At 49.9% G+C, this 22433-nt stretch carries 16 protein-coding genes and 2 pseudogenes; 13 read left to right on the top strand and 5 right to left on the bottom strand.

From position 1 onward, the window contains the following. Positions 1-198 precede the first annotated feature (198 nt). The 5 genes and pseudogenes from ACAN56_RS05040 to ACAN56_RS05020 all read left to right on the top strand — a co-directional run. Entirely contained in the window at positions 199-1806 is a 1608-nt protein-coding gene (locus ACAN56_RS05040; RefSeq protein ID WP_038600383.1) for an extracellular solute-binding protein, read from the top strand. A 111-nt stretch (positions 1807-1917) separates the two neighbouring features. Beyond that, a pseudogene (locus tag ACAN56_RS05035) lies at positions 1918-2139 on the top strand (LacI family DNA-binding transcriptional regulator); the annotation flags it as partial. A gap of 388 nt (positions 2140-2527) precedes the next feature. Then, positions 2528-3451: an ABC transporter permease gene (locus tag ACAN56_RS05030; protein ID WP_379140869.1), complete on the top strand. Its 924-nt coding sequence runs from the start codon at positions 2528-2530 to the stop codon at positions 3449-3451. 17 nt (positions 3452-3468) lie between these two features. Beyond that, positions 3469-4392 (top strand): carbohydrate ABC transporter permease, encoded by a 924-nt coding sequence (locus tag ACAN56_RS05025; protein WP_081965908.1) that lies wholly within the window; start codon positions 3469-3471, stop codon positions 4390-4392. Positions 4393-4405: 13 nt separating this feature from the next. Further along, positions 4406-4540, top strand: a pseudogene (locus tag ACAN56_RS05020) (hypothetical protein); the annotation flags it as partial. On the opposite strand, the gene ACAN56_RS05015 reads toward ACAN56_RS05020, so the two are convergent. The 3 genes from ACAN56_RS05015 to ACAN56_RS05005 form a co-directional block, all read right to left on the bottom strand. Continuing rightward, positions 4517-5143: a response regulator gene (locus ACAN56_RS05015; protein ID WP_379140865.1), complete on the bottom strand. Its 627-nt coding sequence runs from the start codon at positions 5141-5143 to the stop codon at positions 4517-4519. The pseudogene ACAN56_RS05020 and the gene ACAN56_RS05015 overlap by 24 nt on opposite strands. Continuing rightward, positions 5136-7460, bottom strand: coding sequence for an ATP-binding protein (locus ACAN56_RS05010; RefSeq protein ID WP_379140863.1), 2325 nt, complete (start codon positions 7458-7460; stop codon positions 5136-5138). Before ACAN56_RS05010 ends, ACAN56_RS05015 begins: the two co-directional genes overlap by 8 nt. 88 nt (positions 7461-7548) lie before the next feature. After that, positions 7549-9507 (bottom strand): serine hydrolase domain-containing protein, encoded by a 1959-nt coding sequence (locus ACAN56_RS05005; RefSeq protein ID WP_379140861.1) that lies wholly within the window; start codon positions 9505-9507, stop codon positions 7549-7551. Between the two features lie 312 nt (positions 9508-9819). On the opposite strand from ACAN56_RS05005, the gene ACAN56_RS05000 reads away from it, so the two are divergent. The 3 genes from ACAN56_RS05000 (at position 9820) to ACAN56_RS04990 (ending at position 11896) form a co-directional block, all read left to right on the top strand. After that, positions 9820-10221 carry an Rrf2 family transcriptional regulator gene (locus tag ACAN56_RS05000; RefSeq protein ID WP_038595098.1) on the top strand — a complete coding sequence of 134 codons (402 nt, stop codon included), beginning with the start codon at positions 9820-9822 and terminating at the stop codon, positions 10219-10221. Between the two features lie 95 nt (positions 10222-10316). After that, positions 10317-11213 (top strand): class I SAM-dependent methyltransferase, encoded by an 897-nt coding sequence (locus ACAN56_RS04995; RefSeq protein ID WP_038595095.1) that lies wholly within the window; start codon positions 10317-10319, stop codon positions 11211-11213. 161 nt (positions 11214-11374) lie between these two features. Next, the gene (locus tag ACAN56_RS04990; protein ID WP_379140858.1) at positions 11375-11896 is read left to right on the top strand and encodes a stalk domain-containing protein; all 522 of its coding nucleotides are present in this window, start codon (positions 11375-11377) and stop codon (positions 11894-11896) included. An 87-nt stretch (positions 11897-11983) separates the two neighbouring features. Here the strand turns inward: ACAN56_RS04990 and ACAN56_RS04985 are convergent, their stop codons facing one another. Together ACAN56_RS04985 and ACAN56_RS04980 are read right to left on the bottom strand one after the other, a co-directional pair. Beyond that, a complete protein-coding gene (locus tag ACAN56_RS04985) occupies positions 11984-13342 on the bottom strand; it encodes a response regulator transcription factor (protein ID WP_379140856.1) in 1359 nt (452 codons plus the stop codon). Continuing rightward, positions 13320-15050, bottom strand: a complete 1731-nt coding sequence (locus tag ACAN56_RS04980) for a sensor histidine kinase (RefSeq protein WP_379140854.1) — start codon at positions 15048-15050, stop codon at positions 13320-13322. Before ACAN56_RS04980 ends, ACAN56_RS04985 begins: the two co-directional genes overlap by 23 nt. Positions 15051-15314: 264 nt before the next feature. Between ACAN56_RS04980 and ACAN56_RS04975 the strand changes: the two genes are divergently transcribed. From ACAN56_RS04975 to ACAN56_RS04955, 5 genes are read left to right on the top strand one after another with little or no spacing between them, the layout of a single operon-like run. Then, positions 15315-16259, top strand: coding sequence for an ABC transporter permease (locus tag ACAN56_RS04975; protein ID WP_379140852.1), 945 nt, complete (start codon positions 15315-15317; stop codon positions 16257-16259). Positions 16260-16274: 15 nt separating this feature from the next. Beyond that, entirely contained in the window at positions 16275-17144 is an 870-nt protein-coding gene (locus ACAN56_RS04970; RefSeq protein ID WP_076113367.1) for a carbohydrate ABC transporter permease, read from the top strand. 23 nt (positions 17145-17167) lie between these two features. Beyond that, positions 17168-18844 carry a type 2 periplasmic-binding domain-containing protein gene (locus tag ACAN56_RS04965; protein ID WP_379140849.1) on the top strand — a complete coding sequence of 559 codons (1677 nt, stop codon included), beginning with the start codon at positions 17168-17170 and terminating at the stop codon, positions 18842-18844. 4 nt (positions 18845-18848) lie between these two features. Next, positions 18849-20282, top strand: a complete 1434-nt coding sequence (locus ACAN56_RS04960) for a family 43 glycosylhydrolase (RefSeq protein ID WP_379140847.1) — start codon at positions 18849-18851, stop codon at positions 20280-20282. A 60-nt stretch (positions 20283-20342) separates the two neighbouring features. After that, positions 20343-22337: a beta-galactosidase gene (locus ACAN56_RS04955; RefSeq protein WP_379140844.1), complete on the top strand. Its 1995-nt coding sequence runs from the start codon at positions 20343-20345 to the stop codon at positions 22335-22337. Positions 22338-22433: the final 96 nt, after the last annotated feature.

Here is a 22433-nt window from a genome sequence, read left to right as displayed (position 1 = left end):
CGCAAAGTCCGGAAAGCGCAAACAAAAGTCTGGAAACTGTTATTAAAATGAGGCCGCGGATAATTTTGCAGCTTCAATATTTTGTAAGCGGATGCAGAAGTCCGAATAAGAGGTTCAAAGTGTCCGGAATGCTGAGCGGCAAGCAGGTATGATTAGAACTGCAAAGAGGATGTATATATCGAAATGGGGGATTATGAAATGGGTGAACAGAGCAAGAAATCATCGGCAAAGAAATGGATGACCGGTCTTCTGGCAGCTGTAATGGTCATGGGACTTGCCGGCTGTGGCGGCAACAACAAGGAGAACAATACCGCGGCGACCGAAACGGGCGGGTTCAATAAAGAGGGTCTGCCGATTGTAAGCGAGCCGGTGACCCTGAAGATTCTGACTGTCCGCTGGGGCAGTATGGGCGATACTTTTACCCAGAACCAGTGGCTTAAGGATTTGGAGAAGAACACCAATGTGAAGATTGACTGGCAGGTGATGTCATCCAACGACTGGGCTGAGCAAAAATCCATTATGTTAGCAAGCGGCACCCTTCCGGATGTGGTACTGGGGGATCAGACCTTCTCCGATTCCGACATCGTCAACAACTTAAGCTACTTCCGTCCGCTGGATGATTATATTGATCAGTATATGCCTAATCTGAAAGCGGCAATGGAAGAAACGCCGGATATGAAGAAAATCAGCACTTTTCCCGACGGGAAAATCTACTCTCTGGCCACAAGACTGCCCTCGCGTCCAAAGAGCTCGCGCCAGCCTGTAATCAACAAAACCTGGCTCGACAAACTGGGTCTCGAAGTGCCGGATACCCTTGATGATTTATACAATGTATTGAAAGCATTCAAAGAGCAGGATCCGAACGGAAATGGCAAAGCGGATGAAATTCCTTATATTGAAGTGAGCAATGACCTCATCAGTCCTTTCGGGATCACCGATCTGAATACCAACAACATGCTGGTCAAGGACGGGAAAGCAGTATACTACCCTACTTCGGAAGCGTTCAAGGAAGGCCTCAAGTGGGAAAATAAACTCTACAACGAAGGCTTGCTGGATAAAGAGCTGTTTACACAAGACGACACCATGAGATCGGCCAAATTCCAGAGCCCGGATGCTCCGGTTGTAGGCTTCTCGTACCAATGGACTCCCGATGCCGTATTTGGCAAATGGGGAGATCAGTATGAAACCATTCCGCCGATTGCCGGACCGGATGGCAAACGTTATACGATCGGCAATCCAATCGGGATGAATCTGGCGCGCAACGAGCTGCTGATCACCTCTTCCTGCAAAACACCGGAAATCGCTGCCCGCTGGGCCGACCAGTTCTACACCAATGAAGCAAGCATTCAGAATTTCTGGGGAGCTATCGGCACTGTTATTCAGAAGAATGATGATGGCACCTATACGCTCATGGACCCGCCAGCCGGAACCAGCGCGGATGCCTGGTACTGGGATCAATCGCTGCGTGATTTCGGGCCGAAATATGTAAGCCCGTCTTTTGAAAAGAACATCGTGCTGAGCAGCGAAAGCGGCGACGGCTTGAAGCTGCAGCTCGATAAGCTGGGCAGCGAATACGTAACAACGCCTTTCCCTAACGTAATGTACACTGCGGAAGAATTCCAGGAGCTGCCTACCTTGACCACCGATATTGATACCTATGTGAACACCATGCGGGCCCAATTTATCAGCAAGGGCGGAATTGATGATGGCTGGGACGCATATGTGAAGAAGCTGAATGACATGGGACTTGAGAAGCTGATCAAGATCCGTACTGAAGCTTACGAACGTTATATGAGCGTAAAATAACTCTTTTTGACTCCACGAATCCGCCCTGCGCAGCTCACTAGCGCGGGGCGCATTATATTCATGGCTCAGCAAACAAGGGATATGAAGTCCACTATCCGCAAGGAGGCAGTTTTGACAGTTACACTTAAGAAAGTGGCCCGTAGAGCCGGAGTTTCTCCTTCCACGGTCTCCCGGGTATTGTCGGGCCATCCGAATGTTAAGGAGGAGACCTCCCGCAAGGTCAAGGAGATCATGGAGGAGCTGGGCTATACCCCGAATATCATCGCACAGAACCTGGTCTTAAGAAGTACCAACAGTATCTGTGTTCTGCTGCCGAGGCCGGCCGAGAAGCTGAAGAGGGAACGTTCAAGGCAGTAGAAAAGGATCTGGAACGCATCCGGGATTTAGGCGTGGATATTGCCGCGCCTGTCATACTGGAGCTTGAACAATAAGCAACACTCAACGATCCCATGGAAAACGTCCGGCACACCACCCTGTGCCGGACGTTTTTTTTGCTGGAATAGTGAAAGTCCGGAAAACAGCAGGGAAAGTCCGAATACCCTATGGCTTCCCGTTCATCCCGGAACTGTTCTGCATTCTGCCGCAGAAACGAACTCTAAAAGTCCGGTTAACGCGCCTTATATGTCCGGTAGGCGCAGAAGCAGAGGCGATATACTGAAAGCAATTAAACAGATAAACAGAATCAGGAAGCGGATGCTTACAAAATTTTAGGGGGGATTTCATGAAATCCGGTCAAGCCAGTCCGGCACGGGCATTCGGACAAATGAAACGAAATTGGGGACTGTACCTGTTACTGCTTCCCGCTGTGGTGCTTACATTATTATTCGCCTACAAACCGATGTATGGGGTGCTCATTGCTTTTAAGGATTATAGTCCGGCGATGGGTATAAGTGACAGTCCATGGGCGGGATTCAAGTATTTCGAGAAGTTTTTTAATTCCTATCAGTTTTCATCGACGATTAAGAATACATTGATCATCAGCTTGTACAGCCTGCTTACGTTTCCAATCCCGATTCTGCTGGCACTGATGGTCAATCAGATGCGGTCAAACCGGTTTAGACGTTTTTTCCAGACCGTATCCTATATGCCGCATTTTATTTCAACCGTGGTTATGGTTGGGCTGATGATGATACTGCTGTCCCCAAGCACCGGGTTTGTCGGTAATCTGTACAGTTTGTTTGGCAAAGAAGCCCCTGATCTGATGGGCTCCTCCAGCTTGTTCAGCAGTGTCTATGTCTGGTCGGATGTGTGGCAGCATGTGGGCTGGGACAGTATTATCTTTATCGCCGCGCTGTCTGCAGTAGACCCCAGTCTGTACGAGGCCGCTACTGTAGACGGTGCAAGCCGCTGGCATAAAGTCCGCTATATTGATATTCCGATGCTGATGCCGACAGCGGTTACACTGCTGATCCTGCGCGTCGGAGGGCTGTTGGGGGTTGGCTTTGAAAAGGTCTATCTCATGCAGAACGATCTGAATGCCACTTCAAGCGAAATTCTTTCAACGTATGTCTACAAAATTGGTCTGCTCAGCAGCCAATACAGCTTTTCCTCGGCGGTCAACCTGTTCAACACGGTCATTAACTTTATCTTGCTCATTATCGTCAATCAGATTTCCAAAAAACTCAGCGAAAACAGCTTGTGGTAGAAAGGAGGAACTTAGACATGGGAGTCTTGGAACCTGTAGTGAAAGAGAACATGGGAAAAATAAAAAACAACCGTTCCTCGGATACGGTTATGGAATATGTAATGTATGCCATTGCGGTGGTCTTTCTGATCATCCTGATGTACCCGCTGTATTTTATCATTATCGCTTCGTTCAGTGATCCTTCTGCGGTGGCGGGCGGACAGGTGTGGCTGTTCCCCAAAGGGTTCACATTTGACGGTTACAGAGAGCTGCTGCGGCATGAAAACATTTGGATCGGGTACCGGAATACAGTCCTCTACACGGTGGCGGGCACAGCCATTGGGCTTGTGGTCAATATCTCGGCGGCTTATGCATTGTCCCGAAAGGATCTTGCCGGACGAAAGTTCCTGTCGCTCTTCTTCATCTTTACGATGTTTTTTAACGGCGGTCTGATTCCGACCTTTCTGACGATCCGCGATTTTCATATGTACGATACCTTCCTGGTCATGGTGCTGCCTTTTTCAGTAGGCGTTTATAACATTATTGTTGCACGTACTTTTTTCCAGACCAGCATTCCCGGAGACTTGTGGGAAGCGGCGCAGATCGACGGCTGCGGGAACCTGCGTTATTTTGCCCAAGTGGTTCTGCCGCTCTCCAAAGCTATCATTGCGGTGCTGGGATTATGGATTGCTGTCGGCTACTGGAATTCATATTTTAATGCGCTGATTTATTTGAAAAATCCGAACCTGCATCCGCTGCAGCTGATTCTCCGCAACATTCTGATCACCAATCAGATGCAGTCGGGCATGGGGACAGGCGAAGCTGCCCAAATCGCGCTGCGTTTGGCTAATATGATGCGCTATTCCGTGATCATCGTTGCCACCGTTCCAATTATGTGTGTGTATCCGTTTGTGCAGAAGTACTTTAATCAAGGGGTTATGATCGGCGCCGTGAAGGAATAGCACTTTTGGCACGGAGCTGATAGCCTGTCCGGTCACACAGCCGGTAGACAAGCAGACAGGCGTTGCTGAATTCAAGGCTTGGCTGCCGGAAGGGATCTGGGTGGATTACTTCAGCGGAAGAGTCTCAATCCTCATCCCAAAAAGTTAATAGACCACACTCAAACCCCTTCACCACAGCACCGATTCTTGTCTTCACCCCCAGCTTCTGATTGATTGCGGCCAGATGGTATTCGACAGTCCGCTGGCTTAAGGCCAGCTCTGTGGCAATTTCCTTGTTGGATTTCTCCTTCGCCAGCCAGCGCAGCACTTGTCGTTCGGTTGTAGTTAGCGCGTCTGGAGAAGCGGAAGCCCGAAGATGCTCAGGGACCAGAATATTGCCCAGCACACTTTGTTTGATCGCGTTGATAATGATGCTGTATGAGCTTTGTTTGGAGAGGTAGGCATGAACGCCGATTCGGTACGCTTTGTAGTAGAACTCTTCGTAGGTATAGCCGGATAACAGAATAATCTTCAGCACATTGCCGTAGTTCTCCTTCAACAGCCGGGCTACCTGGAAGCCGTCCATCTGTGGCAGCGAGATATCCATCAGCACTACATCCGGGCGCAGCAGCGCCGTCTCTGCGAGGAATTCTACCGGATCTGTGAAGGTCCGCAGAACTTCAAGGCCGGGCTCCTCGTCCAGACGGCTCTTAAGCCCGTCCAGCACAAGGGGGTGATCATCAAGAATATACAGAGTTATATTGTCATTCATGAGATGATGGCTCCTTATAGAGAGGTATTTTGAGAGTGACGGAAGTTCCCTGTTCCGGTACAGAGTCAATCAGAGCCGTTCCACCCAGATGCTCCATCTGTTCCCGGATCGACAGCAGTCCGAAGCGGGGGCGGCCGTCGGCAGGGGCCGTTATGGCAATATTTCCGTTGAAGCCTATGCCGTTGTCGGTCACACTGCAATAGATGCTGTCACCGTCTATCCAGACACGGACCTTCAGTTCGGAAGCCATCGCATGCTTGAAAACGTTGACGACCAGCTCGCGGGCTGCCCGGAAGAGATTCGCTTTGATAAAGACAGGGAAGGCGTCCGGCAATGGAGCCTCAAACTGCAGGGTCACGTTAAGCTCCTCCAGGCGGTTCATGTCTTGCAGCAGCCAGTGCAGTGCTTCCTGCAGATTGCCTTTATCCAGAATATGCGGATATAAATGATCGCTGAGCGCCCGGATGCTGCGCTGAGAATCGGCCAGACATTTGAGCCATTTCGCATTGCGCTCCTGCTGGTATCTTCCGGTATCATGCAGCTCCTCCAGATCCCGGGACAAGAAGATCAGGTTCTGCAGCAAGTCATCATGCAGGAAATAAGAGATGCGGACCTTCTCTGCTTCTCTGGCCTCCAGCAAGCCCTGGCTATAGCTGCGGAAATCATGCACCTGGCGCTCGTAATGGTCAATCTGTTTTTGATTGTCCTCATATTCGCGCCTCAAGCGGAGCAGATGGCGGGCGTTCATAAGCATCTGAACAGCTTCGCTGCGGAATTTCTGGATGATCCGCTGTTCTTCGGCAGAGAACAAGGTCTGATTGCGCTTCGGTCCAAGGCACAGGTCGCCCAGCCGCTGCTCCTCCAGTTCATGCACCAGCACGAATACGGCAGCGTATTCGCTGCCGGCGGACCATTCAGGTTCAGGGGTGTCCCGTAACGGAGCTGGACCCTTCGTCCCTTTTCCCTCGTAAATCCCTGTGTTATGTACAAGCGGCAGGGAACTGTCATCGTAATATACCAGTGTAAGACCTTCTACTTCAATCATATCCTGCAGAAGCTCAGCGAACAGCTTGAGGATATCGCGGATATTCTTGTTACCGGCCAGCTGTAGGGAGAGAAGCAGCTTCTGTTGCTCCAGCCAGTCTTTTTTGCGCTTTTCCCCATGCTGCAGCCGCCGCAGCAGCAGACGATAGCCGCCGGTCAATAGCGCCAGTAGAATGAACAATAACACCGCGTATCCTATCGAACCCCAGATGGTTGTCAATAGAAATAGCACTAGTGTCAGGCTGAAGTACAGGCTGTGCGCGGCCAATCTGGGAATATAGAATCTCATGTCCAGAACCTGACGCTGGACGAGCAGATAAGTGAACGTTGCAGAAATCGGCACCAGACCAACCAATGCATATTCTGCCGTGATCCAATACCGTTCCCATAACAGATAGGGCAGGGCATACAACCACACATAAGGAAGCAGACTTACGGTTATTCCTGTAAACAGGATGTAGAGCTGATTTTTCTCAATCCGGTCGAATTTGCTCCAGTGCCAGACCGTTATGGCAGCCATCAGCAGCAGTGTGGCAAGCAAGGCCATATTCAGAACACTGGTTACCCAGTCATATACATGACGCTGCAGCATAAAGCCTAGGGCAAAGACCGAGAACATCAGCGAGTAGACCTGATAACCCCGCAGCAAGGCACGGAATTTTGAATAAATAGGACGGAAGGCAAACAGCAGATAGAAGGAAATTATCACATAAGGCATCCAGATTGCACAAAAAGTGAACAGGTAGCCGGAGAGCACAAGCTCATCCGAGAACAGCGCCACTATGACGAATGCAAACAACAGATTCATCAGCAGAAATCTGCGGATCAGCAGCGATTCAGGATTCTTGCACAGGGCATAAGTGCCTACACCCACCAGAAAGATTTCCATGACGAAGGCAAAGCCATTCTCCAGTTTGTCTTTACTGCCAGCTTTAAGCGGAATGGTATACGGCTGCCCTTCCTTGCTTTTAACCTTCAGACTATGGGTTCCAGTAAGCATTTGCCTTCTGTCAATGATAAATACTTCCGGTTCCGGCTCCCCATCGAAAGCGAGAATACGATCACCTGGTTTGAGGTTTGTTCTCGAACCAGGGCTGTCCCTATCGATTCTGGAGATCATCCATCCGCCGCTGGAATCCGGTTCCACGCTGATGCCTGAGTAGGGATTGGTGAATAATTGAATCTGTATATAGGTTGTGGCGAGCACTACAAGCCCCATGAAGATGTAGATGATCCTACGGCTGACACGGGGGCGTTGAAAAAAGCTGAACATGGTTCACAATCCTTTATCACTCTTTTTCTTAAAAGTATATGATAAAACAGGCGATTCGTCTCGAATCGCCTGTTCGGCTGCCCTGTTGTTACAGCAGGTTCTGCAGCAGCCGGTAGACTAAAGCTGCAGCCTCCTGATTCAGCATTGGATCCTGTGCCCTGTAATTTACTTTCCCGTCTGACAATTCTGCGTCAGGACCATAAAGGCCGCGGCCAACCACATACTGGACACCTTCGGCGGCCCAGTCCGAGAAGGGCTTCTGCACAGCAGCCTTCACCGGGGCAGCTCCCAGTCCAATATGGGCAATCCGCCAGACAAAGGTTGCAGCCTGTTCACGTGTTAGAGGCAGGTCGGGGCCGAAATAACTGCCCGGCAGTCCTTGAACGACACCGTAATCAAGCGCAGTCTGAATGGCGGTCTCATATGGGCTGCCCTTGGTGTCTTTGAATGCGCTGGGCCGGGTCGAAGACTGAAATCCGGCAAGAGGGATCAACTGGGCAATGAATTGTCCGCGTGTAACTGGGCGATCCGGCTGGAAGGGTCCAGTGCTTTCAGGAATGGCGCCTAACTGAACAAGATTATAGATGTATTTGGCATAGGGATGATCAGAGCCCACATCGCTGAAGTGCTGGGGCTCAGGCAGCTTTTCAAGCCAGCTGTCGGGCTGGTTGTAATAGAAGTACAGCACCTTGCCGTCGGCATCCAGCTTGAAGCCGGCCGGCTTGTCTTCTTCATCATAAAACAGCAGCTCCTCATTCTGCCGCAGCTTATGCTCTCCGAACACATCCTTAACCAGCAGTGCGCCGTCTATTGCGGTGATCTCCGAAGTTAAGGCTGGTGTTCGCAGATGGCGGTACAAGCCTGCAAAACGCTGCAGCTCCTCTTGGGTAGCTGCAGGCTCAATGGAAGCGGGGGCCTTGCTTGACTTAGGGAAATAACGGCTCATGAACTGATGGAACAGGGGCTGGCGCAGATTGCCTTTATCGCTGTTCAATGCGAGGAAGATTCCCGTGTTCTGCTCAGGCAGCAGCCAAAGATTAGAATGGAAGCCGGATAAATCGCCGCCCTTCTCAGTAACTTTATATCCGTTGTAGTCCTGCGAATAGGTAGACTCGAAGGCATAACCGTTTCCTGGAACCTTAGGATGAATCGCTACACTGCTGTGCTCCATGGCCTGTATGGATTCTGGTTGAAGAATCCGGTTCTCCCCCTTCTTCCCGCTGTTCAGCATCGCAAGCATGAACTGGGCCATATCCTTCCCGGTAGAAGTCATGCCGCCTTCAGGAGCGCTAACCGGGTCGTTGGGAATCTGCTCGGTCGGCTGCAGCTGGTTATCATATGGGGTGGCCATCCGCTTGATCACCTTATCATCGAAAATGAAGCTGGTGTTGCTCATCCCAAGTGGCTTGAATAGCTTTTCGGCCATGTAATTCTCAAAGGGCATCCGGGAGACTTGTTGAATGATGTAACCTTGCAGGGTGAAGCCGAAGTTGTCGTAGCGGTAGACCTCACCCGGCTTGCGGACGATTGTAGGCATCTTCTCCTTCACGAATTTCTCCAGTGTGGAAGGGGTTCCGGATTCAAGGACATCTCCGTTGTCGAAACCGGTAGTATGGGTCATCAGATGTTTGAGGGTAAGCGGTAATCCGCTTGTGTTGTTAATGTGCAGACCCGGCAGATACCTCTGCACGTCTGTGTCCAGATCAACCTTGCCTGATTCGCTCAGCTGCATCACGCCAGCTGCAGTAAACAGCTTGGATACGGAAGCCAGACGAAACAAGGTCTTCTCCGCATCAACCGGCTGTTTGGCAGCAACATTGGCATACCCATAGCCCTGGTTCAGCAGAATCTTTCCATCCTTAACGATGACTAGAACAGCTCCAGCCAGCTGCTCCTGTATCTCTTGCTGCTTAAAAAAATCAGCGCCAAACCGCTTCGCATCCTCCATGTTGAGCGTAACTGCAGAGGGGGAGCCTGGCGGACCGGCGGCAAATGCAGAGAGGGGGAACATCAAGAAGGCCATAACAACAAGCATAATTTTTCTCATAAATGTGCTCCTTTAATCAGGTTGAGCCCTCATCCTATCATAATTGCATCAGCCTGAAATCCGTAGAAGCGGGCAGCGGGCGCGGACAAGCCGCATGAATTTTGCGGGATCACGCAAAGGGGAGGCTGGAAGGCTGCGCCTGATTTGGCATAGCCGAAGTTTATACAAACACCAATAAGAAACCTATTAGTATTATCGGCATGTTATAATTTGGGAATTTCTGCAAATGTGTTGCATATCGGCAACAGCAGCTTGCTATTTGATCAAATAAAAGCTATTATAGACTAATAAAGTCTTTGATTGAGGTGGAAGATGAAATATTCAAAGGCAACAAATTATGCGCTGCATACGATGCTCTTTTTGGTGGTGGCTGCGTCCGACAAGCCGGTAGGCGTACAGCAGTTAGCAGAGCGGCAGGAGGTTTCCCCTACGTATCTGTCCAAGATTTTGACCAAGCTGGTGAAAGCTGGACTGATCGAGTCGGCATCGGGTGCGAATGGCGGTTATCGGCTTAAGCGCAAGAAGGAAGACATTTCATTTCTCGACATCATTCATGCCATTGAAGGCACGGCCTCGTTGTTTGATTGCACACTAAATCATCCCAGCGAGTGTCTGATTCAGCAGGAAATGGTGGAAGCTGAACGGCGGATGGAAGAGTATTTGCGGAACAAAAAAATCTCCGAGCTTGCTGCACAGATAACGGTGGCTTTATAACCGCCGTTATTTTTGCAATTAAATTATAGATATAATAAGTCTGTTAAGTCTATTAAATGCAGGCTAAATGATATTCAAGAAAGGGATGAGCAAAGATGGCAACAGATTTATTTGATATTCAATTGTGGGAGCAGGCGTGGAAGGAGGACCCCTCATCCACGGCCAACCAGATGAAGCGTGCTGGCATTGATCCCACGCATGGGTTTGATCATAAGGCCAAGGTGTTTGATGAAGAGGTATTCAGTGAAGGCGGAAGACGCAGAAGCGAGCGGATTATCGGCTGGATGGAAGGGCAGGGAGTGGATTTTTCCGGACTCAGCGTACTGGATATCGGTGCGGCTTCAGGGGGCTTCAGCGTACCCTTTGCCGAGCGCGGGGCCAAGGTTACCGCTGTTGAGCCCAACGTACCGCTGGCTGATTTATTTGAGGCCAATACAGCCCGTGTCAGCTCCGGAAAAGAAAAGATAACCTTAGTGCGGGAAGCATTCGAGGACCTCGACATAGCTGCAATGGGCTGGGAGAAAGGGTTTGATCTGGTATTCGTCTCCATGTGTCCGGTGATCATTGACTGGGATAGCGTGGAGAGAGTGCTGAGCTGTGCCCGTCAATATTGTTATATCAGTACTTCAGCTGGGAGCAGACAGCACAGTCTTATTCATGAGGTGATGCCGCTGCTGACCGGGAGGGAGATGCACCCGGATTCCTCAGATATGGCGTATTTGAACCATCTGCTTTACTTGAAAGGCTATGCCTATGAGTCCATTGTGACACGAGAAATGAAAAGCACCGAACTCTCCGTAGAGGCGGCAATTGAAGAGGTCTTGCAACTGTTGAAGATGCATCATCTGCCTGCCCACGAAGTTTCCCGGAATATTGTTACGGATTATATACGCAGCAAGTATCAAGAGAAGAAGGTAACGGTTCAGCAGGGCGGACGTTTCGGCAAGGTGCTGATCCGGCTGCAGGATCAGAATATGTACAGCAAATCATAAAACGTAGAATCTACCGCTTCTAAGGTGTATTTTCCTTGTGGAAATACGCCTTTTTTCTTTGCGGCCGCAGCAGAATGCGAAAATTGTCGGCCAACCATTTCTATCAGGAGCTGTAAAATGCTAAGATAGTAGTACATTATTTAACGGGGAGTGAATTTCTTATGAAAAAGATTGCTGCCGGATTTCTTGCCGGGGCAATACTGATGGTTAGTGCGCAGGCACTTGGGGCTACCTCTAGTCTGGTAGGAAAGAAAATCCAAGCGGAATATACAGTCAACGTGTACGGCAAGAAGCTGGTAGATCCGGCCATAATCATTGATGGAAAAAGCTACGCCCCGGTGCGCGCCATCGGAGAACTGGCTGGCTATAAGGTTTCGATATCTGGCAAGAATATTAACCTGGATGAGAAAGATAGCGGAGCGGGCGCATTGGCCAATGATAAAAATACCAATGCCGTCCTGGGACCGCGGCCGACCACAACACCTGACCCTTTGCCGGCGGTCACCAAAAATAAAATCAAGCAAATTGACGAAAAAATTGATACTGTTGTCGATAACATTCTGGTCACCAGCAGCCTGCTGAAGACAGATGCCAATAATGCTGAATTGAAGCTTAAGCTGGAGCAGTATAAATCGGAATACACAGATCTGCTGAAACAGAAGGATCTGGAGCTGCAGAAGTAAGGAAGAGCATCGTGCTTTCCCGTTAAGTGATCTAAAGACAGGGCGATCCCCATCCTCTAAGTGAGAGGATGGGGATCGCCCTGTTTATTATTGAATCTGTTGTCTGCGGTATTGATAAGGTGTGATTCCATACTGATCCTTGAACAGCTTGATGAAATACTGCGGCTTCTTGTAACCGACCATATGAGAAATATCGATCACATGCAAATTGGACTCTATCAATAGCTGGGAGGCTTTTTCCAATCGTTTGGCTGCAATGAAGTTTGATAGATTCTCACCGGTCTCCTGCTTATACACTTTGGACAGATAGACAGGATGAAGATGAACAATTTTACCCAGATCGTCCAGGCTCAAACCATCGCCGATATGACCGGCAATATGAGATTGTATGGTTTGGACAATATGGCTGTTAGACAATTTTGCGCTTCGCTCGAGTTGTGTGATGCAGAGCAGAATGGACTCAAGTGCAGTGTCCGGTTCTGCCAGTTGACTGAAGATCCAACCTGCGACCTCAACCTGCTGCAGCCGGCTGGCAGTGAAATACACCCGCTGAATAAAGTCGAGCAGATATAAGATTTTCTGCTTTTTGGACCCAAGCTGGGCGAAGGTCTTGAGAATGTTCTTTCTGGTCAGCTCCCATTCTCCCGGCTCCCACTTAGGATGAGCAGTACAGTCCTGCAACAGGGTACAGTCACCCGCGTGAACTTCCTCCTGGTAGTAAAACTGGCAGAAGATATGCCGGATGGCATTCTTCCGGGTAAATTCAAATTTCTCTGAAAAAGAAATATTGCTGATGCTGTGCGCGAGCTTCTGAGCGTCGGATTCCATGATTAATCCTGCCAGCCCCGGGCCTGTCGTCCAAATCAATTGATCCAGCTCCCGGCTGTTGTCTCTTAAGGTGATTTCATCTGCTCCCCCTGCATCTGGAACCTGAAAGAAGCAAAAGGTCTCCTTCAGCAGCACGGTGTCATAAGCGCTGAAATCAGTGCCTGCGGGGGAGGGTCCGCCAATAACGGACAGCAGATAACCCAGTCCGTCAAATTTCTCCCACTTAATCTGGGGCTTCTGCTGCTGCTCATCAATGCTTTTGAGTACTTGCTTCATCGCTTTCTCCATATCCTCTTTATCTACGGGCTTCAGCAAATAATCCAGAGCACCCAGCCGGATCGCTTTCTGCGCATAATCAAATTGGGAGTAGCCCGAGAGAAAAACCACTTTGGTCTTAAGCATGTTCTCATTAATATGCTCCAGCAAATCAATGCCGGACACCTCGGGCATGCGGATATCCGTAATCAGAATATCAATCTGATTCTGATTCAATAGTTGCTTGGCTTCAACCGAATTGGTTGAGGTCACAATCTGGTGTATGCCGAATTTCTTCCAATCCAGCAGATGTTTTAAGTATTCAACAATGTAATGTCCGTCATCCACAATCAGTAATCGCATGTTCTCCTCCTTCATCCAGCGAGAAATCAATGTAGGCCATCACGGACAAGCCGCCCCAGTCATTGGTGAAGAAACGCAGGCCGCTTAATTCGCCGTAAGCATTTTTAAGACGCTGATGTATATTCCACAGACCGATTCCTCTGGAGCCTGGCGGAGGGGATTCGCTTTCGACCCTGGCGGCCAGCAGAACGATTTGCTCCGGCATAAGCCCCTTGCCGTCATCCGCAATTATGATCAGTGCACCGTCATCAAGAGCTTTTATTTCTATGGATACACGATGGGCGCCTTGCCGTTCCTCAATACCATGCTGGATGGCGTTCTCTACGATCGGCTGGATAATGAGCGGCATAATACGATGTTCTCCCAGCTCCGGGGGCAGGTTGATTTCATAATGAATCTCTTTGCATAGGGACATGATGGATAAAAAATGATCCGCAAGCTGCAGCTCAGAGGCCAGAGTGGCGTCATGGCGATCCAGCTTCGTCAGATAGCGGTAATATTCAGCCAGATGTTTGCTCATCTGCATGACAGCCTCCGGAGACGTCTTCGCCATCGACATAATGAAGAACAGGCTGTTATACAGAAAATGCGGATTGATCTGCGCCTGCAGCTGCTTCACCTCGGCATCTCTCCGCAGCTCTGTTTCAATCTTCAGGGACGCAAACAGATTCTGGGTTTTGAGCACCATGTGGTTAAAGCTTTTGAACAGATTAAAAAATTCATTAACGGGATTCTCGCTGATCCGTGTGCTGTAATTCCCTTGCTCCACCTGATAAAATTTCTTGCCCAGCAAATGAACATTCCGGTAGAAATTACGGTAGAACATCAGAATGACGATCAGCCCAATAATCAGAATGACCAGGATACTGCCTACGAATACCTGCTGATTCCGGTCCAGCGGATTCAAGAAATCACTCATCCGTGTATATGTCACAAGATATGTGTCAATAGGCTCGATATATTTAGACAATACATAATAGTCGTCCTCGCCGGTATGATAGTCAAATTTCAGGATTCTCTGCGTATCCGGTGTAATCGTCTCCTTGGCTTTTTGCTCGATACGGCTGTCTACAGGTTTGCCGCTGATCACCAGGTTGTCGTTCACAAGGAAAAAAGCATTGGAGCTGTCGCCGTTAACCGCTTTGCCCAGCAGGCTGACCAGATATTCCTTCTTGAGCTTCACCCCCACGATGTATTGAATATTTGCCGGGTTTTTGGGCTGATGGATGTAGGGGTAGACTGAAAAATAATACAGGCTGTTATTATAGGTCTGCCAGCCGCGCTCAGTGACCTGTTCGAAGGGAAGCTTGGCCAGCGAATCATGGCCGGTCTGAATAAAGGTGCCATCCGGCTTCCAGTAAATCCCGATGGATTCCACCGCCAGACTCGAAAAGAGCTGATCCGATAACCGGTCCGAGATTTCATTCTTATTCATCTGTGCATCATAATTGCTTAATTCCTGTTTCCGGCTCTGATAGAACCGCACATCATTGTCGGCGGTATACTGGATACCGTACATGCTTGCCTCGGAGATGACGCCATCCATAATGCTCTCCGCATAAGCCAGCTGATTTTTGGAGGAGTTGATCAGACTTTCCTGAATCGTTCTTGAACCCAACGTATTCATGATAAAAAACAGTCCCAGCGTAAGCAGCAGAAAAAAAACGAAAAAGTAGATGAACCGTTTCATATTCACTTTTTTAATCATATTCTCTTCCTCGTTCCCCAAAACTGGCGGTTGCCGGATTCGTATCATTCTGTATAAATCTATCATAATTCATTAAATTCAAAAGAAAAAGATAATCCAGCCGCAAAATGAAAGCGCTTATCAAACATGTTTAGGGATTGGTTATGATCTTTAGATTAAGACATTTTAGGATGAAAGCGCTTTTGCTAACATTAAACCTGAAAGAAAAACTTCTTGGCATGATAAAAGGGGGTAACACAAATAGCTCAGGTTATAAATACCCAAGTGGGGACGTTAAAGACAGATGACAGGAAAAAAAGCAGCAAAAATCCCTGGAATAAGGAGATCAGGAAAAACTGGCCGCTGTATGTGCTCTGTATCCCGGCACTCGTATTCGTTCTTATCTTTGCGTACGGACCGATGGTCGGCCTGGTGATGGCTTTTCAGGATTACAAGCCCTGGCTGGGACTTACCGGCTCAACGTGGATCGGCTGGGACAACTTCGCGAGAATATTCCAGTATAAAGAAGCGACACAGGCCATTACCAACACGCTCATCATTGCTGTAATCAAAATTATTGTCGGCATTATCGTTCCGATCTTCATGGCAATCCTTTTAAGTGAAATCAGAAATATGGGAGTCAAGAAGAGTATCCAGACCTTGGTGTATTTGCCCCATTTCTTATCATGGGTAACCGTTGCCGGAATTATGATTGATATTCTGGGACTGGACGGCGGCATTAACCACTTTCTGTCCAATCTGTTTGGATCGAAACCGATTTTCTTCCTGGGTGATCCGGTCCTGTTCAGGCCGACGGTTATTATCAGTGACCTGTGGAAAAATTTCGGCTTCGGCATGATTGTCTACCTGGCGGTCATCACCGGGATCGACCCTTCCTATTACGAGGCTGCTGAGATCGACGGCGCTTCACGCTGGCAGCAAATCAGGCATGTTACTTTGCCGAGCATGATGCCGATGATCATCGTCATTGCTACGCTGAGCCTGGGGAATATCCTCGATGCGGGTTTTGATCAAATCTTCAACCTGTACAATCCGCTTGTCTATAGCACAGGAGATATTATCGATACGTACGTGTACCGCTCTTCCTTATTGAATGGACAATACGGGTTCGGTACTGCCGTCGGGTTGTTCAAATCTGGCATCAGTTTTATATTGATCATCGTTTCATACCGGATTGCCTATAAGGTTGCCAACTACAAGATATTCTAGAAAGGAGCATGGAGAGTGTATCATAAGTCCAAGGGATATAGGATCTTTTCGTTCTTCAATTATATATTTCTGATTCTGATTGCATTATCATGCTTCTTGCCTATGCTCCATCTGCTCGCGCAATCTCTTAGCAGCAAAGCAGCGATAAATGGTAATCTGGTCTCTTTTTGGCCGGTGGATTTCAATGCGGACGCTTATGTCAAAACCTTTAAAAACTCCAACTTCACCGGTTCCATGCAGGTATCCGTGTTCAGAACCGTACTGGGAACCTTAATCAGCATGTTTATTATTACGACTGCGGGTTATGCCTTATCCAAAGATTTCCGCGGACGCAATGCCTTGATGTGGGTCTTCATCTTCACCATGCTGTTCTCCGGGGGATTAATTCCGTCCTATATCCTGGTCACGAAGCTTGGATTAAAAGATACGATTTGGTCCTTGGTGCTTCCGGGTGCCTTTGGCGCGTACAATTTGATTCTGATCATGAATTTCTTCAAGACCATTCCGAAGGCGCTGGAAGAAGCGGCGTTTATTGACGGAGCTTCGTTCTTCGTGATTTTCCGCAAAATCTACCTGCCGCTGTCGCTTCCCGGCTTGGCCACTGTGGGATTGTTCATCATGGTCGGGCACTGGAACGCCTGGTTTGACGGCATCCTGTATATGTCGAATACTGAGAACTACCCGCTGGCTTCGTTCCTGCAGACGGTCGTCGTCCAAGGCTCTGCCCAGAGTATGGCGCTCAGCCAATCGGAAGCGGCAGCGATGTCGGAGCAGAGCATCAAGGCGGCCCAGATTTTTATCAGCACTCTGCCGATCATTCTGGTCTATCCCTTCCTGCAAAAGTATTTTGTGAAAGGCATCGTGTTAGGTGCAGTCAAAGAATAACCCACAATAAAGGAGCCTACTCAATGAAAAAAACAGGTGTTTTACTCTCCGCCGCTTTACTGATGACTGGATTGCTCGCCGGCTGCGGCTCGGATAACAAGGGATCAAGCTCCGCTGCGGAAGCAACGCTTAAGGACGGGAAATATGATCCTCCGATTACGATCAGCATTGCGAAGCAGCAGGATGAAAATGCCGGCAAATACATCAACGGCGAAAGCCTGAATGACAATGTCCTGACCCGCTGGGGTAAAGAGCATCTCGGCATCCAGATCGAGACCACACTGCTGGGCGGCGATGCGACCCAATATAACACCAAGCTGCGGCTTGCGCTCACCGGCTCCGAGAAACTCCCGGATGTTCTGCCTGTCTATGACACCTCGCTAGAGAATGACCTGATTCAGTCCGGGCTGGTCAAAGATATTACAGAGGACATCAGCAAATATATGCCTGAGCGGCTGAAAGAGATTTATAAGGAATACCCGACGGCCTTCAATCCGGTCATACAGGACGGCAAGGTGTACGGCATGCCGATTGCCCCCAATTTGACGGAAGGCCAAGTGATGCTCATCCGTCAGGACTGGCTGGATAAGCTGAACTTAAAGGCACCGACAACTATCGATGAGTTTGAAAAAGTGATTGCTGCCTTTACGAATGATGATCCCGACGGCAATGGCAAACAGGATACCTACGGATTTGATTTCTCCGGTAAGGATTCCTACAACACAGGCTGGGTCAGTGACTCCGTGATGATCTTCAGTGCCTATACCGGCAAGCATCTTCCGGGCCAATGGTATAGCGAGGACGGCAAGCTCACTTACGGGTCAGTTGCCGAAGGAACTAAGGATGCGCTTGCCAAACTCCGCGACTGGTATTCGAAAGGGTATCTGAACAAGGAATTAGCTACACAGGGCGCATGGGATGCACTGGCTGACTTTACCGAAGGCAAAGCAGGCATTATCATTGGCCGTCCTTGGCTATATGGCAGTGTAAAGGATGTTGAAACCAACGTTCAAGGTGCCAAAATCAGTGCTTATCCCACTATCAGCGGTGTCAGCGGAGATAAGACCTATCAATCCGGTCAACAGAATGACGGAGTATTCATGTTCAATAAGGAATTTAACAATATGGAAGCTTTCTTCCTGTACTACGACAAGCTGTACGATGCGGCATTTGGAACGGGTGACTTCAAGTACGGATATGCCGAAGGTTATGATTATGATACCGTAAACGGCGAAGTTGTCTTTGATTCCAAGAAATTCAACACGCCCATGGATGCTGCACAAGGCGTAGGTAAGATGTCCTTTACCAAGAATACACCAAACGTTGATGGCCCGGGCAAATCGTTCTATGATCTTGCGCAAGGTGCGAAGCCGGATAATGGGGTTCTGATGAGATCGGCAGCCAATGATCCTACCGCCAAAGACGGATATGTTATTTCTTATGAGAACAGAGATGTGCTGCTTCCCAATGCCTTTAACGGACCGCCGACCAAAACGATGCAAACTTCGTGGGAACAGCTGAACACCATGGAGAAGGAAACCTTCACAAAGATCATTTACAGCAAAGAACCGCTTGAAGCTTACGACACCTTTGTTAAGCAATGGCATGACAAAGGCGGCACGCAAATTACAGAAGAAGTGAACGATTGGTACACTAATGCCAGCAAAGTCGATGTAATGTCCAATATGGGCCTGAAATGAGCCAATGATGGAAAATATCTTAAACACGGCTGTCATCCAAAACGGTGTTCCGCTGATGGACTCAAATGGAAATCCCGTACATGCACATGGCGGACATATGCTCTTCGAGGATGGATTCTATTACTGGTTCGGAGAAAACCGCACAGGACGGCGTAAAGTGAGCTGCTACCGCTCCGCGAACCTGGCGGACTGGGAATGGCGGAATGATGTACTGACGCTGGATTCTCCGGTACGGCCGATTTATCACCGCACTTCCCTGGAGCTGGAACCCGGGGAAGCACAGAACCGCGGGTACGGAAAAGGGGCTGTCATCGAGCGGCCGAAGGTGCTTTACAATGCGCTTACCGGCAGATACGTCATGTGGATGCATTGGGAGAACGGGTGCGACTATTCCGACGCGCGGTGTGCGATTGCCGATTGCGGGACAATCGACGGAGATTACGTCTTTCGCGGCAGCTTTAATCCGGTAGGCAACATGTCCCGGGACTGCACTCTGTTTCAGGATGACGATGGTACGGCCTATTTCCTGGCTGCGGCCAGGGAGAATGCAGACCTTATCATGTACCGGCTGTCACCGGATTATCTCAGTATAGAGGAGCAGGTGAAGACATTGTGGCCGGGGCAGGCGCGCGAAGCTCCTGCGTTGATGAAGCGGGGAGGCATCTACTTTCTGATCTCGTCAGCTTGTACCGGCTGGCTGCCCAACCAGGGCGCGTATGCCTGGGCCGGGCAGCTGACCGGCCGCTGGTCGCCGCTGATGCCGCTTGGCGACCTTACGACCTACGACACTCAGCCTGCATTTATTGTTCCTGTAACGGATACCGCGCAGGGTCAGACCTCTTATTTATATGTGGGTGACCGCTGGGACCCTGCGGATTACTACGCCTCGTCCTATGTTTTTCTACCGCTTGAGTTCCCGTCTGAAAGAGAGATGCAGCTTACGTGGGGAGAACGGCTGACTATAGATCTCGGTTCGGGAAGAATGACGGCGGAATGCAGCTCCAGCAGCGGGCTGTTCCGGCTGAAGAGTGTGGGCACAGAACTTTATCTCGCCGCAGCGGGTGAGCTTGGAGAACAAGGCCAAGCGCTGAGTGTGGAAGTCCGCAAGCTTGCTTATAGCGATAAGCAACAGCAATGGGCCGTGGAGTACAGCGATGACGGTACTGTAAAGCTCATGAACGGGGAGTTCACATTATGCTCCGGAACTTCCGGTGCCTTGACACTGGAGCCTGCACCGGACAACCTTGATAAATCAAGCTGGCTGCTAACAGAGACGGAAGAAGAGGCGCTGATTATCAGCTCCAGGGACAGCAAAGTGCTTAAGGCAGTGAAAGATTCAAGGGAAGGACCGGGCCGGGTGTTCCTTGAACCGGAATCTGCTCATGATCCACGTCTTGGCCCGGATAGGCAGTTGTTTCAGCTGATACCGGTAAGATAACGGGCTGACGGCCGGTCTTATAATTATGAAATCATTTATTTCTGAGAAAGAGGGTTACTTATGAACCTTACGATCCCATTCTCCAATGAATGGTTTCAAGCTGATCATAATTCACAAGTATCCGCGGCTCTGTCCGGCGGCTTCCGGTTGAACACAACGCCCGAGGGCGGGGGAATGGAGCTTCTGCCGGGCAGTCTGGACAGTTCTGTATGGCAGGAATACGAGTTTATGAATGCAGAGGTGTATCACGATTCACATGATGTACTGGTGCTGCTATTCAGTTTCCGTGATCAGGACAGCCGTATGATCACGTATCACACAGGCATTTTGCCGGGCGTCAGAACGGTGATCTGTTTGCCGCTGAAGCACCTTAACGGGGAGAAGCTGTTCCTTGACCGTTATCCGGGTGTGATGCAGACCGTGCTGCGCGGAGATGCAAAGGTCGACCGGAAGCGGATTGCAGTGTTCTCCATTGCGACCATTCCTTCAACGACAAGCCGGAGTGTGGAGATTAGCGGATTGTCCCTCAGCGGAGCCGAACCGGATTTCACCTACGAATATCACCCTTATATTGATGGGCTGGGCCAGCTGAAAGGCAGGGATTGGCAGGGGAAGACAGCCAATCAGGCGGAGTTGAGCGAAAGGCTGCATCTAGAACGCCAGCTTGCAGCTGCGGCTGATTTCAGCGGGAACGGTCTCGGCCGGTACGGAGGCTGGAAGGGACTCGCATTTCAGGCGACCGGCTATTTCCGGACAGAATTTGACGGCAGCAACTGGTGGTTTGCTGATCCGGACGGCTATGCCCTGTTCAGTACGGGAATGGACTGTGCCGGTCCGGCTTCTCCCATGCGCGTAACCGGCATGGAGCATTTGATCCCGCAGCTGCCGGAGCGGGAAGGGAGCTATCATGAGGCCTGGTCACAGGCAGGGCAGGAATTCAGCTTCGGGATCGCCAATCTGATCACAACCTTCGGGTCACAGTGGCGCTCCGCCTGGACGGAGCTGACTGAATACCGGATGAGACAGTGGGGATTCAATACGATCGGCAATTGGTCCGATGACGGATTTATCAAGAGTTCGGAGCTTCCCTATGTGTATCCGCTGTCTGATTTTCCGGCGACGGAGCAGACGATTTTCCGCGATTTCCCCGACGTGTTCAGCCGGGAGTATGAGCAGAATGCAGAGGAATTCGCGAAGCAACTGGTTCCGCTGCGCGGAGATCGGCGGATGATCGGCTATTTCATGCGCAATGAGCCGCATTGGGCATTCGTGGACAGTCTGAATTTGACGCAGCTGATGCTGAAATCACCGGTCCGTTATGCCAGCAAGGAACGGTTCGTCCAGTGGCTGGGCGAAAAATACGGGACTGTGGAGCAGCTGAATGAGGCGTGGGCCAGCAGCTACGCCAGCTTTGAACAGCTGTACACACCGCATGATACGGCAGCCTCGGATCATCCCGTAAGGGAAGCGGACTACACACAATTCAACCGGATGATGATCCGGCGGTATGTCGAGATTCCGGCACGCCTATGCAAGCAGGCGGACCCGAATCATCTCAATCTGGGCATGCGTTATGCCTGGGTGGGCAGCGATGATGTGCTGGAGGGCTGCGAGTGGTTTGATGTCTTCTCGCTGAACTGCTACCAGTTCGCTCCTGACCGGGAACAGATCATGCATATCAGCGAGCGGCTGGGCAAGCCGGTCATGATCGGAGAATATCATTTCGGCGCAGCGGACGGCGGCATGCTGGCTTACGGCATACGCGCGGTGGCAACCCGGGAGGAGCGCGGCGCTGCCTACCGCTACTATGTCGAGCAGGCTGCAGCCATTCCGCAGCTGATCGGGGTGCATTATTTTCAGTGGAATGATCAGCCGGTGCTGGGGCGTTTTGACGGGGAGAATTACGGGATCGGCGTGGTGGATGTCTGCAACCGGCCGTATGAACATTTTGTAGAAGCAGCGAAGCAGGCCCATGAGCAGATGTATCAGGTGCGGACCGGCCTTGTTGAACCCTATAATGTACTTCCTGCAGAGATACCCAAAACAGGATTCTGACGGCACAATCCTTACTGATTACACTAAAAGGGCAATCCCGGGTCATAGTGACCATGGATTGCCCTTTATTTAGAATATTAGAATATGATTTAATCC

The sequence above is a fragment of the Paenibacillus paludis genome (assembly GCF_042610515.1).
In the GTDB taxonomy this organism is placed as follows: domain Bacteria; phylum Bacillota; class Bacilli; order Paenibacillales; family Paenibacillaceae; genus Paenibacillus_AQ.
The sequence above is the reverse complement of the archived record's forward strand: the minus strand, read 5'-3'. Positions and strand labels throughout refer to the sequence as shown.